We start from the raw sequence: 15,375 nt of genomic DNA on the forward strand, positions 1-15,375 counted from the left end.
TGCGGTACGAAGGGGCGGTTGGCAATGATTGGAAGCGGTCGCGCGCGCTGGTTGGTTCAACGCGCGCGACCTCGGTGATTCGACTACCCGCGGGTCGTTCCAACCACCTGACCACTCGGTGCCCCTTCCTCCTGTTCTCACACCTGCGCACGGCGGGAACATCACGCCGTACTCCGGTGTTCTGTCAGCAGCAGGACGAAAGGAGCAGCAGATGAAGGTCCGGAACTCACTACGCGCCCTGAAGGCACGCCCCGGCGCCCAGGTGGTCCGCCGGCGTGGTCGCGTCTTCGTGATCAACCGTCGCGACCCGCGCGTCAAGGCCCGCCAGGGCTGACCGCAGGTCGACCCGAAGGCCCGTGCGGCGATGGCTGCGCGGGCCTTCTAGGGTTACGGCTGTGATGAGGCTCAAGGTGTCGCACATCGTCTGGGACTGGAACGGGACGCTGCTCGACGACAACAAGGCGGTACTGGCCGCGGCCAACGAGGTGTGCGAGGCCTTCGGGCGCGCCGCGATCACCTGGGACGAGTGGCGTGAGGTGTACGCGCGGCCGATGAAGCTGTCGTACGAGAAGATCCTCGGCCGCGAGCTCGGCGCGGAGGACTGGGCGCGGGTCGACAAGCTCTACCACGAGCGGTACGACCTGCTGCTGCACACGTGTGGGCTGGCGATGGGTGTGCCGGACGGCCTGCGCACGTGGGGTGCGTCGGGGCGGACTCAGTCGTTGCTGTCGATGTGGTTCCACGCGCAGCTGGTCCCGACGATCGACGGGTTCGGGCTGACCGAGCTGTTCCAGCGGGTCGACGGGCTGCAGAGTGCGGTCGGTGGCGGGTCGAAGGCCGAGCACCTGGCGCTTCACCTGCAGGCGCAGGAGCTGGACCCGGCGGACGTCGTACTGATCGGTGACGTGGTCGATGACGCCGACGCGGCCAAGGCCGTCGGCGCGCAGTGCGTGCTGGTGACGACCGGCGCGATGTCCCGTACGGCGTTGCAGGCGACCGGCTTCCCGGTCACCGACTCCGTGCCGGACGCGCTCTCGATGCTGGCCGACTGAACCAGCAATCTTTCGGCGGCCGATTCCCCGGACGGGGGATCGGCCGCTGTTTTTGTTAGCTCTTGCGCGGATCCAGGTCGGCAGTCTACGGTCCCGGTTAACGTTTAAGTGATCGTTGGTGAGCAGTATTGCGGCCAAAAGATCAGAAACAGTCACCGAGGAGGCAGGGATGTCAGGTACGACGGAGCGCAGGTTGGGCCGGCGACGGTTCCTGGGGTTGAGTGCCGCCGCGGTCGGGTCGGTCGCTTTCGCGTCCGCCTGCGGCGACGGGGGTGCGCAGGCGGGCGGCGCGAAGGCGTCCGGGGACGTCGCGCTACCGACGTACAAGCCGTTCGGCGGGCTGACGCCGGACCTGCCGGGCGCCGAGTCGGGCCTCGAGCCGGGCTTCCTGAAGTTCCCGGAGAACGCGATCGCCAGTGTCCAGGGCACGCCGCTCAAGAGCTCCGTGACCGCGCTGACCGAGACGTTCGCGACGCCTCCGCCGCCGATGGGCAGCAACCCGATGTGGCAGTCGCTGAACCAGGCGCTCGGCGGTGAGCTCAAGCTCACCATCGGCACCGACCCGGGTTACCCGGAGAAGTTCGCGACCCTGCTGGCCGGCGACTCGCTGCCCGACCTGATGTGGCTGCCGCCGAACCAGGGCATCCCGAACGTCGGCCCGATGCTCGAGGCCAAGTTCCAGGACCTCACCAAGTACCTGTCCGGCGACGCCGTGCTGGAGTACCCGAACCTCGCCGCGCTGAAGCCGGCGTCGTGGCGGACCGCGGTGGTGAACGGCAAGATCTGGGGCGCCCCGATCCCGTCGACGCCGTTCGGCCAGGTGATGATGGGCAACCCGAAGACCTGGGCGAAGGTCGGCGGTCTGCAGTGCACGACCGCCGAGGACTTCTTCGGCAAGTGCAAGGAGCTGACCAGCGGCACGAACTACGCGCTCGAGCCCGCGATCGTGAACATGCTGCACATGTTCGGCGAGTGGTTCGGCGCCCCGAACGGCTGGCGGGTCAACAAGGACCGTTCGCTGACCCACCTGTACGAGACCGACAACTACAGGGCCGCCGTCGAGTACGCCGCCAAGCTGTGGGCCGCGAAGGTGTTCTACCCCGACCTCAACCTGGCCGACGCGACGCCGAAGACCGTGAACGGCCAGATCGCCGCGCAGGTCACCGTCGGTCCGCGCGCGACGTCGGACTTCCGGGCGCTCGACCCGTCGCTGTTCGTCGACACGCTGATCCCGTTCGGGCACGACGGCAAGGCCAAGCCGGTCTACGACATGGGCTACGGAACGGTCGGGTTCACGCCGTTCAAGAAGACCGACGAGGGCCGGATCCGGGAACTGCTTGCCCTGGTCAACTACCTGTCGGCGCCGTTCGGCACCAAGGAGTTCCTGCAGAAGAACTTCGGTACGGCGGGCCAGCAGTACCAGCTGGACGGCCAGAAGAACCCGGTGCTGACCAAGGCCGGCACCCAGCAGGCGCCCGGGCTGGTCAGCGCGCTGCAGATCATGACCGCGCCGGAGAGCGTGATCTTCAACCCGGCGTTCCCCGACGACACCCGCAAGATCCACGCGACCGAGCAGCAGCTGCTCAAGTTCGCGATGCGCAACCCGACGGCCGGCACCTACTCCGACACCAGCAGCAAGGTCGGGCCGAAGCTGACCGAGGCGTTCCGCGACACGATCGTCGACATCGTCACCGGGCGGCAGAAGATCGACGCGTACGACGAGGCGCTGAAGCGCTGGAAGTCCGGTGGCGGTGACAAGATGCGCGGCGAGTTCGAGGCCGTGCTGCCGGCCGGCGTACCAGTCACGGGGTCGTGATGCGGCGGTCGGACAACCTGCCGTTCGCCGTGCGGTGGCGCCGGGACTGGCAGATGGTGCTGCTGATGATCCCGGGCGTGCTGTTCCTGCTGGTGTTCTTCTACCTGCCGGTGATCGGCAACGTGGTCGCCTTCCAGGACTTCCAGCCGTTCCTCGGGATCATGCACAGCGAGTGGAACGGCGTACAGAACTTCGTCAATCTGTACGCCAACCCGGACTTCTGGGACGCGCTGCGCAACACGCTGATCCTCGCGCTGGTCCAGCTGGTGCTGTTCTTCCCGGTCCCGCTGGCGCTCGCGCTGATCGTGGACTCGCTGGTCAGCAACCGGATCCGCCGTGCGTTCCAGACCGTCGCGTACCTGCCGCACTTCCTGTCGTGGGTGCTCGTGATCGCGCTCTTCCAGCAGTCGCTCGGTGGTGCCGGGTTCGTCAACAACCTGCTCCGGCAGGCCGGGCTCGACCCGATCCCGTTCATGACGAACCCGGACACGTTCCCGTTGCTCGTCGTTGCGCAGCTGGTCTGGAAGGACGCGGGCTGGGCGATGATCATCTTCCTGGCCGCGCTGACCAGCGTCGACGTCGCTCTGTACGAGGCCGCGGCCGCGGACGGCGCCGGGCGCTGGCGGCGGCTGTGGCACATCACGCTGCCGTCGATGCGGACGGTCATCGTGCTGCTGCTCATCCTGCGGATCGGCGACGTACTGAGCGTCGGCTTCGAGCAGTTCATCCTGCAGCGCGACTCGGTCGGACCGGGCGCAGCGGAAGTGCTCGACACGTTCACGTACTACGCCGGAGTCGTCGGTGGTGACTGGAGCAGCGGTGCCGCGGCCGGTCTGGCGAAGGGCGTGATCAGCGCGCTGCTGCTGTGGGGTGCGAACACGATCGCGCACAAGCTCGGTGAGCCCGGCATCTTCCAGAAGAGGGGACAGGAATGAGCGCGCGGCCCATCTGGAAGGAACGGCCGTCGCCGTTCTACCAGTCGGTGAAGACCCTGGTCCTCGGCGGCTTCGCGGTCGCGATCATCGTGCCGATCATGGTGGTGATCTCGACGTCGCTGGCCAGCGACCAGGACATCATCGACGCGGGCGGGTACGTGCTCTGGCCGTCGCACCCGACGGTCAAGGCGTACGAGACGCTGTTCAGCGGCGGCCTGATGGCCCGCGCGATCGGGGTCAGCGTGTTCGTCACGCTGGTGGGTACGGCGATCGCGCTGGCGACCACGATCGCCCTGGCCTACGCGACGTCGCGGCCGGTCCTGTTCGGCCGGCCGGTGCTGCTGATGGTGCTGTTCACGCTGCTGTTCGCGCCGGGCATCATCCCGATGTTCCTGGTGGTCAAGCAGCTCGGACTGATCGACAGCCTGTGGTCGCTGATCCTGCCCGGCGCACTGGGCGCCTTCAACTTCATCGTGCTGCGGACGTTCTTCATGAACGTGCCGGCCGAGCTGCTGGAGAGCGCGCGGATCGACGGCGCGAGCGACTTCACCATCCTGCGCAGGGTGATCATGCCGTTGTCCAAGGCGGTGATCGCGGTCGTCGGGCTGTTCTACGCGGTCGGGTTCTGGAACGCCTTCTTCAACGCGCTGCTCTACCTGAACGACACCTCGAAGTGGCCGGTCCAGGTGATCCTGCGGACCTACGTGCTGCAGGGCAAGTCGCTGTCGGCCGACCAGCTCGGCGTCGAGCCGTTGCCGCAGCCGCAGTCGCTGCAGATGGCGGTCGTCGTGGTCGCGCTGGTCCCGATCGCGATGGTCTACCCGTTCCTGCAACGGCACTTCACCAAGGGCGTCATCACCGGGGCGGTCAAGGGTTAGGACAGAATGTCACTTATGTCCGATCGACCGACTTTGCGCACCGTCGCGGCCGAGGCCGGCGTCTCGATCGCGACCGTGTCCTACGTGCTGTCCGGCCACGAGCGCGGCCGGACGATCTCCGCGACGACGGCCGACCGGGTGCGTGACGTGGCGACCCGGCTCGGGTACCGGCGCAACGACGCGGCGCGGGCGATCCGGACGGGCAAGTCGGACCTGGTCCTGCTCTCGCTGACCGTGCTCGCCGACCCCTGGTCGCAGGCGGTGGCGGCGACGGTCAACGAACGCGTCACGCCGCTCGGCAAGACCGCGCTGATCGTGGCCGACGGCGACTGGCGGACCGTGCTGGCGAACCGGACGCCGGACGTCATCTTCATCGACAACGTCGACCCCGCGCCGGAGGTGGTCGCCGAGCTGGAGCGGTTCGCGGAGCGCGGCGTCCAGATCGTCGCGTTCAGCGAGGTGCTCGAACCGCGCGGCTTCGACGTGATCCGGTCCGGCGCCGAACCGACCTGCCATCGCGCGGTCGAGCACCTGCTCGAGCAGCACACCCGGATCGGGGCGCTGACGTCCGAGGCGCATCGGTCGACCCGCTTCACGGCGTACGTCGAAGGCCTGGCGACGGCCGGTCTGCCGTACCGCGAGGACGACGTCGCGGTCTTCGAGCGGCACCCGGAAGGTGCGTACCGGGCGGCGATGTCCCTGCTGACCAAGGACGATCGGCCGACCGCGCTGTACTGCACGACCGACTTCGCCGCGATCGCCGCGGTCCGGGCCGCGCACCGGCTGCGGCTCGACGTACCGGGTGATCTGGCGGTGATCGGCGTCGGCAACACGCCGGATGGTGAGCATCTGGATCCGTCGTTGTCGACGGTCGGGCCGGTCGGTTTCAACGCCGCGCTGGCCGACATCCTGGTCGGCCGGCTGACCGACCGGGAAGGGGCCCCGGGCAAAGTTTTCGACTTCCCCTGGCAGCTGATCGTCCGTGAGTCGACCGGATGACGCAGCCGAACGTCATCCTGATCTGCGTCGACGAGTGGCGCGGCGACGCGCTGTCCTGCGCCGGACATCCGTACGTCGAGACGCCGCACCTGGACGAGCTGGCGCGGTCCGGCGTCCGGTTCAGCAACGGGTACTCGGCGACGCCGACCTGCGTGCCGGCGCGCGTCGCGCTGTTCACCGGGCAGTCGCAGGAAGCGCACGGGCGGGTCGGGTACCAGGAGGGCGTGCCGTTCGAGGTCGCGCACCCGGTGACCGTGCAGGGCGAGTTCAAGCGCGCCGGCTACCACACGCAGGCGATCGGGAAGATGCATGTCTGGCCCGAACGGGCGCGGCTCGGCTTCGACGACGTCGTACTGCATGACGGGTTCCTGCACTACGCGCGGCGGACGCAGCGGCGGGAGTTCGGGTTCTTCGACGACTACGTGCCCTGGTTGCGGCGGCAGCACGGGGTGAGCCCGGACGCGGACTACTTCGATCACGGGGTGAACTGCAACTCGGTGGTCTCGCGGCCGTGGGACAAGGCGGAGGAGCTGCACCCGACGCACTGGGTCGGGACACAGGCCGTCGAGTGGATGTACCGGCGGGATCCGACGAAGCCGTTCTTCCTGTACTTGTCGTTCCACCGGCCGCACCCGCCGTACGACCCGCCGCGCTGGGCGTTCGAGCAGTACGACGCGTTGCCGGCGTACACGCAGGTGTTGGGGGACTGGGAGAGCGACTGGGACGAGTTCCGGCGCGACGGGGACTACCAGGCGTCTCTTGGTGAACTCCCGAATCGCGTTGTCCATCGGGCCAGGGCCGGGTACTACGGGCTGATGGCGCAGATCGACCTGCAGGTGAACCGGATCCGCGAGTCGCTGATGGAGTTCGGGCTGCTGGACGACACGGTGATCGCGTTCACGTCCGACCACGGCGAGATGATGGGCGACCACCGGATGTTCCGGAAGTCGGTGCCGTACGAGGGGTCGGCGAAGGTGCCGTTCATCGTCGCCGGTGCGCGGTCGGATGCGTCGGCTGCTCGCGGACGGGTGGTGGATCAGGTGGTCGAGCTGCGGGATCTGATGCCGACGCTGCTCGAGCTGGCTGGGCTGCCCGTGCCGGAGTCTGTGGATGGGAAGTCGTTGGCGGCGTACGTGCGCGGTGAGGGTGAGGTGCCGCCCGTGCGGGAGTGGTTGCACGGGGAGCACGTGCACTGGGATCAGTCGCTGCAGTGGATGACCGACGGACGGGTGAAGTACGTGTGGGGGTCGGCGAAGGGGGTTGAGCAGCTCTTCGATCTGGTCGAGGATCCGGGGGAGCTGCACAACCTGGTTCGGGAGGCGCCGGAGTTGCGGGAGTTGTGGCGGGGGAGGTTGATTCAGGACCTGGCGGGGCGTGAGGAGGGGTTCGTGGTGGACGGGGAGCTGGTGACCGGGCGCCCGGTGGTGACGATCCTGGAGCACACCCGCCGGCGGATCACTAAAGGCTCGGCACGGTCGGGTCGGTGACCAGCGCGACGAGTTCGGCCTGCTCGATACGGTGCATGAACACCAGCTCTGGTCCGTCGGACGGAGCGTTGGCGTCCTTGTCGAGCTGGGCCATCACCAACGTCCCGTCCGCCCGGAGCGCACTGGCGAAGTAGGCCCGGTCGTCGCGGTGCCCGACGCGGACCTGCTGACCGCTCCAGACGATGACCGAGCAGGTGGTGAACTCGGTGAGCTGACCGCGGATCCTGCAGACGTCGGGGGAGTCGGGCTCACCACCGCCCAGCACGGCCCGGAGTTTGGCGACGCGCACGACCGCGGCGGTCCCGTCACTGGACGCGACCGTCATCGTGAGGGCGGAAGGACCGCTGGACATGGAACCGTTGGTGAGGCCGAAGTACTTGTTCATCACCGCGGTCAGGGCCGGAATCGCCCGGTTCTCCAGCTTTCGGGGGTCGACGGTCTGCACCACGGAGGGTCTGTCGGTGGCCACCTCCGACTGGTGCCCACCAAAGGTGGCGCGGATATCGGTGAAGGTCGCTGCGACGGCCGCGGTCAGCAGGAGGCCGGCGGAGGCGGCGACGGTGAGCCGGCGCCGGCGGATTCGGCGGCGGCCGGCGGTGATGAGGGTTTCTGGGTTCAGTTCGATGTGATCGGTGCGGTGGGCGCTGGTGGTGATCTTGTCGATCAGGTCTTGGTCTGACATCAGCACTCCTCCGTCAGCAGGGCGTAGCGGGAGTCGGACAGGTGGGTTCTGAGGTTCTGCAGCGCCTTGGCGCTCTGGCTCTTGACGGTGCTCGCGGTGACCTGGAGGTCGGCGGCGACTTCCTCGATGGGGAGGCCGAGCCAGTAGCGCAGTACGACGATCCGGCGTTGTTTCGGGGCGAGGAGCGCCAGGGCGGCGACCAGCTCGTCGCGGTCCTCGACTCCGTGGTCGGGCGGCTCGGCGACCTCCGGCAGGTCCGCCGTACTGCGTTCCCTGCGCCAGGCGCGGCGGCTGGAGTCGATCGACGCGTTGACCAGGATGCGGCGGACGTAGGCGTCCTCACCACCGGAGCGCTGGACGCGCGGCCAGGCGACGTACAGCTTGGTCAGGGCGGTCTGGACCAGATCCTCGGCGCTGTGCAGGTCGCCGCAGAGCAGGTAGGCGGTGCCGAGCAGCCGGGACTGTCTGGTCAGCACGAACTCGGTGAACTCGCGATCGCGGCGTTCGCCCATCGGCGTCCCCATCTCCTGGTCGTGCTTGGTCAACGGTAGATACGGACCAGGTCAGCTCCAGGACGCCTCGGTGTCGGTTGCGCATGGGGGTGGGGTTCCTGGGTAACCTTGCGGGCGCCGCCCGGCCCGGCGGTCCATCGGATAGGAGACGATGTCCCCCGTGACCTCACGTGACGCCCAGGACGCGCAGGCTCGGCCGGCTCCGTCGGAGGCCGATCCGGCTGTCGCCGGCCTGACGGTGGGGCTGGGTGGCCCGGCGGGGCGGTTCGCCCGGTTGAGCTCGTCGTGGTGGACGCCGCTGCGGATCGCGCTGGCGGTCTGCACGATCACCTTCGCGCTCGGCGTCCTGCAGAAGGCGCCCTGCATGGAGGCCGGCTGGGACCGGCAGAGCTGGCGGCCGTTCAAGGCGCTGTGCTACTCCGACATCGGCTACCTGTACCAGGAGCGCGGTTTCGCCGAGGGCAACCGGCCGTTCCTCGACACCGGCAACTACCCGGTGCTGGAGTACCCGGTGCTGACCGGTGGGTTCATGGAGGTCGCGGCGCAGATCACCTGGGTGATCACCGGTGACCCGAAGCACGACGTCACGGTCGAGCAGAAGCGCGACACCGCGGGCGTCTTCTTCGTGGTGAACGTGGTGCTGCTGTTCCTCTGCGCGCTGCTGCTGGTCGGTCTGACCGTCGCGACCGCGCGGGGAGTCGCGTCGCGTCCGGGCGCGGCCCGTGGGCAGCCGCTCGACGCCCTGTACGTCGCGGCCGCGCCGGTGCTCGCGCTGACCTCGACGATCAACTGGGACCTGTTCGCCGTCGTACTGACCGCTGGTGCGATGTGGGCGTGGTCGCGGGGCAAACCGATCTGGTTCGGCATCCTGCTCGGACTCGGTACGGCGGCCAAGTTCTACCCGTTCCTGCTGCTCGGCCCGCTGCTGATCGTGTGCCTGCGCGGGCGGAAGCTGTGGCCGTGGTTCCAGGCGACGGTCGCGGCGGTGGTCGCGTGGGGTGTCGTCAACGCGCCGATCTACCTGCTGGCCAAGAACGAGTGGATGTCGTTCTGGGTCTTCAACGACGAACGCGCGAGCGACTACGGCTCGATCTGGTACGTGCTGAAGCTGGCCAACCACGAGGTCGCCGACGTCAACAAGCTGAACATCGTGATCTTCGCCGGCCTGTGCCTGTCGATCGCGATCCTCGGGTTGATGGCGCCGCGTCCACCGCGGTTCGCGCAACTGGCGTTCCTGGTGGTCGCCGCGTTCCTGCTGATCAACAAGGTGTACTCACCGCAGTACGTGCTCTGGCTGCTGCCGCTGGTCGCGCTGGCCCGGCCGAAGCTGCGGGACTGGCTGATCTGGCAGGCCTGCGAGTGCTTCTACTGGATGATGGTCTGGCTGCATCTGGCGCAGTTCCTCGCGCCTGGGCAGCCGGATGCGCCGGACAAGATCTACTGGTTCTCCGTCGTACTGCGGATGGCCGGGACGCTGTACCTGATGCTCGTGGTGTCGCGCGACATCCTGCTGCCCGAGAGAGATCCGGTACGGCAGGGGGAACTGGTCGACGATCCGGGCGACGGAGTCGTTTCCGATCTGCCGCCGCGGGAGCGCGTTCCCGTTTAGTACAGCTTCGAGACGTCCAGGTTCCCGCCGCTGACGACGCTGGTGGTGGGGCCGGTGAGCTGGAGCTTGCCTTCGAGCAGAGCCGCGAAGGGTGCGGCCGCGGCGGGTTCGAGGGCGAGCTTGGTGCGGGACATCACCAGGCGGGTCGCCTCCAGGAGGGCGTCCTCGCTGACGCGGACCACCTCGTCGACGTACTGCTGGATGATGCCGAAGTTGTGCGTGCCGCAGACGGGGGCGGCCAGGCCGTCGGCGATGCTCTTCGCGGTCGGCAGCTTCTGCGGTGAGCCGGCCGCGAGGCTGCGGCTGACCACGTCGGCGTTCTCGGGCTCGATGCCGACGACGCGGATCGTCGGGTCCAGCAGTTTGACCGCGAGGGCGACGCCGGAGATCAGTCCGCCGCCGCCGACCGGGACGAGCACGGTCCTGGTGTCCGGTGCGTCGGCGAGGAGTTCGAGGCCGAGGCTGCCGTGGCCGGTGATCACGTCGAGGTCGTCGAACGGGTGGACGCCGGTCAGCTTCCGCTCGTCGCGGATGCTCTCGTACGCCGCGATCAGGTCGCCGTCGACGAGTTCCACCTGCGCGCCGTACGCACGGGCGGCGTCGACCTTGGCCTGGACCGCGGTCTTCGCCATCACGACGGTCGCGGGGACCTGGGCGTTCTTGGCGGCCCAGGCGAGCGCGCCGGCCGCGTTGCCCGCGGACACCGTGATCACGCCGCGCTCACGTTCCTCGGCGGTGAGCTGCAACGTCTTGTAGAGCAGGCCGCGCACCTTGAAGCTGCCGGTCTTCTGGAACAGCTCGGCCTTCAGCGTCAGCGGCCCGCCGAACAGCGCGTCGAGGGCGGTCGACGTGACCACGGGGGTGCGGTGGATCCGTCCCTCGAGCTGAGCGGCGGCACGGCGTACGTCCTCGAGAGTCGGCATGACGCCGAGCCTAGTGCGCCGTCAGGCGGCGGAGTTGGGCTTGCCGCGTCGGCGCCCTTCGAGGAACCGTTCGCCGGCGGTGGTGCCGGTGAACTTGGTCCGCCGTGCCCACGCGTGGCACTCCGCGAGCACCGGGCACTCGGACAGGCACAGCCGCAGAGCCGCCCGCTGCTCCCACTTGCTCGCCGTCTCGTCGTACGACGTCCCCTGCCCGATACACGCGGCCCGACTCATCCACCGGTCGGCAGGATCCACAATCACCGTCAGCGTCGGCCTCATGACCGAAAGACTACTAATTCAGTGTACTTAAAATACTCTGTGTCAGATGCTGGTACGCGGCCGGGTGGTCGGGCAGGAAGAGGTAGGGCTCGATCAGCTCGAGCTCCATCAGGAGGAAGCGGCCGTTGGAGACGATGCCGTCGACTCTCGCGTACGGCGCGGTGGTGGCGCCGGCGGCGGTGAGGGCGGCGGTGGCGCCTTCGAGGATGGCGGAGGTGGGGTCGACCAGCTCGACGCTGCCGCCGAACTCGTGCTGGACGCGGTAGTCGTCGGCCGCCGGCCGCTTCACGACCGCGTGCGAGAAGGTGCCGCCGAAGTACATCAGCGACCACTCGCCGTCGGTCTGGATCTCCGGCTGGAACGGCTGGACCAGGTAGACCGTGTCGGGCAGGTCGTCCATCGCGCGGCTGAGCTCCTCGGAGCCGGCCAGGCCGCGGACGGTGTGCAGCGCGCTGGCGCTCACCGTCGGCTTGATGACGATGTCCCGGCCGGACAGGCCGCCGACGACCTCGCGCAGGCAGTCCCCGGCCGCGACCTGGGACGGCACGATCGCGACGCCGCGCTCACGCAGCTCGAGCAGGTAGGACTTGTCGGCGTTCCAGCGGACCAGGGTCGAGTCGTTCAGCACCCGGACGCCGGCCTTGTCGAGCTGGCCGAGCCACTCGGTGAACTCCAGGTACCGGGTGTGGTAGTCCCAGACCGAGCGCAGCAGCACGGCGTCGTACGACGACCAGTCGACCGACGGGTCGGACCAGAGCTCGACCTCGGGCGTGAGCCCGGCGTCGCGGAGTGCGGCGACGAGCGGGAGGTCGTGCTCGTGCAGGTCCGGGTGCTCGGCGGAGGTCGCCAGTGCGATACGCACGGTCACGGTGGTGCCTTTCGGGTGCAGCCTTCGAGGCTCCGTGGCTACGGCGCCCGGATCAGTGTCCGAGCGGTGCGGCCAGAAATCAACCGGGAAAGCGCGTCCGGGCGGTGACGCAGCGTGATCGTTATGACAACGACGGTCAGCGCGGCGAGCTGGATCAGGCCCTGCCGGAGGTCGTGACCGTAGCTCGCGTAGGACCAGTACGCGGCCAGCGGTACGGCGATCCACTCGATCCTTCCGGCGAGTACGGCGAGGGCGATCAGGGGCAGGCCGTACCAGGGGTACGTCGGCGTCGCGACGAGCAGCGCTGCGCCGTACAGCCAGCAGCAGGTGACCGCGACCGGCTCGCGTCCGTGCCGTCTGATGGCAAGCAACGCCAGCCCGACCGCGAGGACCCCGGCGACGAGCTGGCGTGCCTCAGGGGGCAGTACCAGCGCGAGAATCGCGAATCGGGAGCTGCCGTCGGAGAAGCCCTCCTGGTTCAGGTAGCCCGGCAGGAATCCGGCGACGAGCGCGCCGGCCACGGCCAGGTGTGGGACGTAGCTCGCCAGGAAGGTGCCGACGGCAACGAATTTGGGGCGGAGCTTCGGGATGGCGGGAAGGAGGAGCAGCGGGAGCAGTTTGACGGCGCCGGCCGCGCCGAGGAACAGGCCGATCAGCCAGGTGCGGCGGCGGGTGAGGGCCACGACGATCAGCAGCGCTGCGAGCACGTCGACGTGCGCCGCGCTGCCGGCCTCCAGGGCGACGATCGGTGACCAACCCCACAGCGCCGCCCAGCGTGGATCGCGTCCGCGTCGCCGCAGCTCTACGGCGAGTAACCAGGTGAGCGCGACGGCGATCGCTGCTGCGGCTAGTTGCAGGCCGAAGGTGCCTGCTGACCAGGGAGTGACCAGGGCGACCACGGTGAAGTAGGCCTGGGCGACTGGTGGATAGATGGTCGGTACTTGGGGGCGGTTGATCCTCGTGCGCGGGTCGTCGTCGACGGGAGCGTCAGCAGTCGGTGGAGCGGTAACGCCGGTGCGGTCCTGGGGTGTGAGTCCGGGGAACAGGATCGGGTCGCGGAGTTTGGCGAGGGCGTCGTCCAGGGGGACGTGCGAGTACGGCGAGGAGCCGGAGAGTTGGACTCGGCCGTCCCAGACGTATCTGTAGGCGTCGGTGCTGGTGATGGGGGCGTGGGTCAGGCCGGGGACTTGGCAGAGGGCTGCGCCGGCTAAGAGGAGGAGGACGGACTTGGTCCGGGCGAACTTGATCAGCAGGAGCAGCAGGACGGTGGTGCCTACTAGAAAGAGGTTGGGGTGCCAGTTGTGGGCGGCGGTGAGGATGACGGCCGTGCTGCAGGCGACCGCGAGGAGGAGGACCGCCGGAGTGCTGATCGACCGGCGGCTGCTCACCAAGTCAGGCTTCACCGGCGGAAGGTGAGGAAGGCGCGGTGGTTGGTCCGCCAGTCCTCGGTCGGGTGCAGGCCGGCGGCGTAGGCGTGGCGGAGGACGGCGCGGGTGCCGAGGCGCGCCCAGGGGAGCGGATGGGAGCGGCGGCCGGTCGTCGTACGGAGGACGATCGGATGGGTGTCGTCGAGGTCGTCGTCCGGATCGACCTCGACCAGGACCATGCCGTCGGGGCGGATCAGTTCGGCGCACCGTCGCAGCAGCGACTCCGGCTGCCCGCCGATGCCGATGTTGCCGTCCATCAGCAGCACACTGCCCCAGCGGCCTTCGCCGGGCAGAGCCGACTCCACCGGCCGGAGCAGTGCGGGAGCTCCACGCTTGGTGGTGAGCCGGACTGCCTGCTCGGAGATGTCCACGCCGAGTGCCGCGATGCCCTGCTCGGCGAGGGCTGTCACGATCCTGCCCGGCCCGCAGCCGATGTCCAGTACCGGCCCCTCGCAACGGCTGAGCGCCAGTCGGTCCGCCTCATCGGCCGGAGCGCTCCAGCGGTCCACCTCACTCAGTGACGGGACCGTTCGCCCGTCGGTGCCGGTAGCAACGACCTCCAGGCCGTCCAGCGCTCGCTCGAACAGCAGGGCCGGGTGCGCCGAGGTCTGCAGCCGCTTGTGCAGCCGGGACACCCGCAGCTCCGGGTACGCCGCGGCGATCACTGCCGCGTCCACCGGGGTGTCCATGTCGCGCAGACTCGGCAGCAGCTTCACCTTGTAGCCCAGTGCCTGCAGCCGGGTCAGCTGGTCCCGGCCGGTGTGCTCGGTCGACATCGGTACGCCGACCAGCGCCCACCGGTCAGGCGCGCGCAGTCCGAGACACCAGTACCCGCCGTCCTCGGTCAGCCCTAGTACGGCGTCGTGGCCGTCCCAGTCGGTGCTCAGCAGGGCCGGCGTCACCTGCGGGGTGTCCATGCCGACCAGCAGCATCGGCGACCCGTCGTACGCGTCCTCGAAGGCACCGGCCAGGCGCTCGTCGAGTCCGTTGCCGCGCTGGGCGACAACGGCGAAGTGGTCCGGCAACCAGGGGCCGGTCTGGCCGTCGAGCGCCACGACGTACCGGTTCGCAGGAGTCGCGCTGACGGCGGCCAGGGTGTCGGAGAGCGACGCCCGAGCAAGTGCGGCCGCCTCCTGCGGGGTGAACTCGGACTGCAGCCGGGTCTTGACCTTGCCGGGCAGCGGCTCCTTGGCGATGACGATCAGCGTGTTCAACGGGCCAGCACCTTCGACATGTCCTTCACGGCGCGTGCAGCACCCAACGGCGTACCGGTGACCTTGGAGCGGCCAGACCGGGGCAGGTAGTCCACGTCGACCTCGGCAATCCGCCAGCCGGCGTCGGCGGCCTTCACCACTGTCTCCAGCGGGTAGCCAGAGCGCCGGTCGACCAGCTGAAGCCCTAGCAGCGCCTCACGCCGGGCAGCACGCATCGGACCGAGGTCGTGCAGCTGTACGGCGGTCCGACGGCGGATGCGGCGGGACAGCTCGGCGTTGGCCAGCCGCAGGTGCCACGGCCAGACACTGCGACCGACAGGCCGGCGCCGCCCGACCATCAGGTCGATGCGGCCGGACAGAACGGGCGCGGTGACCCGGACCAGCTGGCGGGGGTCCAGCGACGCGTCGGCGTCCAGGAACGCGACCACCTCGGCGGTCGCCGCCTCCAGCCCGGTGTGGCAGGCCGCGCCGTACCCGCGGGTCGTGCACGACACCACAGTGGCTCCCAGCTGCGCGGCGATCTCCGCCGAGCCATCGGTGGAACCGTTGTCCACGACAACAGCCCGGACGCCGTCCGGCAACCGGCCCAGCACCCATGGGAGGGCCGCGGCCTCGTTGAGACACGGCAGGATCAGATCGACCTCGGCAGCAGACACACCTCGACCGTAGGGAGATTTCGGCGGCTTGCGGCGCA

General features: G+C 69.0%; 16 protein-coding genes. 8 read left to right on the plus strand and 8 right to left on the minus strand.

Going from position 1 to position 15,375, the window contains the following annotated elements; all coding sequences use genetic code 11:
- Positions 1–211 precede the first annotated feature (211 nt).
- From ykgO to ACYVIO_RS38655, 7 genes are all read left to right on the plus strand, one after another.
- Positions 212–334, plus strand: a complete 123-nt coding sequence (gene ykgO / locus ACYVIO_RS38625; RefSeq protein WP_344173580.1) for a type B 50S ribosomal protein L36 — start codon at positions 212–214, stop codon at positions 332–334.
- Between the two features lie 64 nt (positions 335–398).
- The gene (locus ACYVIO_RS38630) at positions 399–1,052 is read left to right on the plus strand and encodes an HAD family hydrolase (RefSeq protein ID WP_460656185.1); all 654 of its coding nucleotides are present in this window, start codon (positions 399–401) and stop codon (positions 1,050–1,052) included.
- Between the two features lie 169 nt (positions 1,053–1,221).
- Positions 1,222–2,868, plus strand: a complete 1,647-nt coding sequence (locus ACYVIO_RS38635; RefSeq protein ID WP_460655969.1) for a type 2 periplasmic-binding domain-containing protein — start codon at positions 1,222–1,224, stop codon at positions 2,866–2,868.
- Positions 2,868–3,803: an ABC transporter permease gene (locus tag ACYVIO_RS38640; protein ID WP_460655970.1), complete on the plus strand. Its 936-nt coding sequence runs from the start codon at positions 2,868–2,870 to the stop codon at positions 3,801–3,803. The genes ACYVIO_RS38635 and ACYVIO_RS38640 overlap by 1 nt, the downstream gene beginning before the upstream one ends.
- Positions 3,800–4,681 carry a carbohydrate ABC transporter permease gene (locus ACYVIO_RS38645; protein ID WP_460655971.1) on the plus strand — a complete coding sequence of 294 codons (882 nt, stop codon included), beginning with the start codon at positions 3,800–3,802 and terminating at the stop codon, positions 4,679–4,681. Before ACYVIO_RS38640 ends, ACYVIO_RS38645 begins: the two co-directional genes overlap by 4 nt.
- 15 nt (positions 4,682–4,696) lie before the next feature.
- The gene (locus tag ACYVIO_RS38650) at positions 4,697–5,680 is read left to right on the plus strand and encodes a LacI family DNA-binding transcriptional regulator (RefSeq protein WP_460655972.1); all 984 of its coding nucleotides are present in this window, start codon (positions 4,697–4,699) and stop codon (positions 5,678–5,680) included.
- Positions 5,677–7,167, plus strand: coding sequence for an arylsulfatase (locus ACYVIO_RS38655; RefSeq protein ID WP_460655973.1), 1,491 nt, complete (start codon positions 5,677–5,679; stop codon positions 7,165–7,167). Before ACYVIO_RS38650 ends, ACYVIO_RS38655 begins: the two co-directional genes overlap by 4 nt.
- Here ACYVIO_RS38655 and ACYVIO_RS38660 read toward each other — a convergent pair.
- Positions 7,139–7,849, minus strand: a complete 711-nt coding sequence (locus ACYVIO_RS38660) for a hypothetical protein (protein ID WP_460655974.1) — start codon at positions 7,847–7,849, stop codon at positions 7,139–7,141. The two genes, ACYVIO_RS38655 and ACYVIO_RS38660, sit on opposite strands and share 29 nt — an antisense overlap.
- Positions 7,849–8,394 (minus strand): SigE family RNA polymerase sigma factor, encoded by a 546-nt coding sequence (locus ACYVIO_RS38665; protein WP_460655975.1) that lies wholly within the window; start codon positions 8,392–8,394, stop codon positions 7,849–7,851. Before ACYVIO_RS38665 ends, ACYVIO_RS38660 begins: the two co-directional genes overlap by 1 nt.
- A gap of 118 nt (positions 8,395–8,512) precedes the next feature.
- Here ACYVIO_RS38665 and ACYVIO_RS38670 point away from each other — a divergent pair, with 118 nt between their 5' ends.
- Complete coding sequence (locus ACYVIO_RS38670; protein WP_460655976.1) at positions 8,513–9,970, plus strand: glycosyltransferase family 87 protein; 1,458 nt, start codon at positions 8,513–8,515, stop codon at positions 9,968–9,970.
- Here the strand turns inward: ACYVIO_RS38670 and ACYVIO_RS38675 are convergent.
- Genes ACYVIO_RS38675 through ACYVIO_RS38700 form a run of 6 tightly spaced genes read right to left on the minus strand, consistent with a single transcriptional unit; the run spans position 9,967 to position 15,337 of the window.
- Complete coding sequence (locus ACYVIO_RS38675; protein ID WP_460655977.1) at positions 9,967–10,893, minus strand: threonine/serine dehydratase; 927 nt, start codon at positions 10,891–10,893, stop codon at positions 9,967–9,969. The two genes, ACYVIO_RS38670 and ACYVIO_RS38675, sit on opposite strands and share 4 nt — an antisense overlap.
- A 21-nt stretch (positions 10,894–10,914) precedes the next feature.
- Positions 10,915–11,172: a WhiB family transcriptional regulator gene (locus tag ACYVIO_RS38680; RefSeq protein WP_460655978.1), complete on the minus strand. Its 258-nt coding sequence runs from the start codon at positions 11,170–11,172 to the stop codon at positions 10,915–10,917.
- 13 nt (positions 11,173–11,185) lie between these two features.
- The gene (locus tag ACYVIO_RS38685) at positions 11,186–12,040 is read right to left on the minus strand and encodes an ATP-grasp domain-containing protein (protein WP_460655979.1); all 855 of its coding nucleotides are present in this window, start codon (positions 12,038–12,040) and stop codon (positions 11,186–11,188) included.
- A 38-nt stretch (positions 12,041–12,078) separates the two neighbouring features.
- Complete coding sequence (locus ACYVIO_RS38690) at positions 12,079–13,443, minus strand: glycosyltransferase 87 family protein (protein WP_460655980.1); 1,365 nt, start codon at positions 13,441–13,443, stop codon at positions 12,079–12,081.
- On the minus strand, positions 13,440–14,681 hold the full coding sequence (locus ACYVIO_RS38695) for a DUF2064 domain-containing protein (RefSeq protein ID WP_460655981.1): 1,242 nt from the start codon (positions 14,679–14,681) through the stop codon (positions 13,440–13,442). The genes ACYVIO_RS38690 and ACYVIO_RS38695 overlap by 4 nt, the downstream gene beginning before the upstream one ends.
- On the minus strand, positions 14,678–15,337 hold the full coding sequence (locus ACYVIO_RS38700; protein ID WP_460655982.1) for a glycosyltransferase family 2 protein: 660 nt from the start codon (positions 15,335–15,337) through the stop codon (positions 14,678–14,680). The genes ACYVIO_RS38695 and ACYVIO_RS38700 overlap by 4 nt, the downstream gene beginning before the upstream one ends.
- Positions 15,338–15,375 lie beyond the last annotated feature (38 nt).

This window comes from Kribbella endophytica (assembly GCF_054781295.1).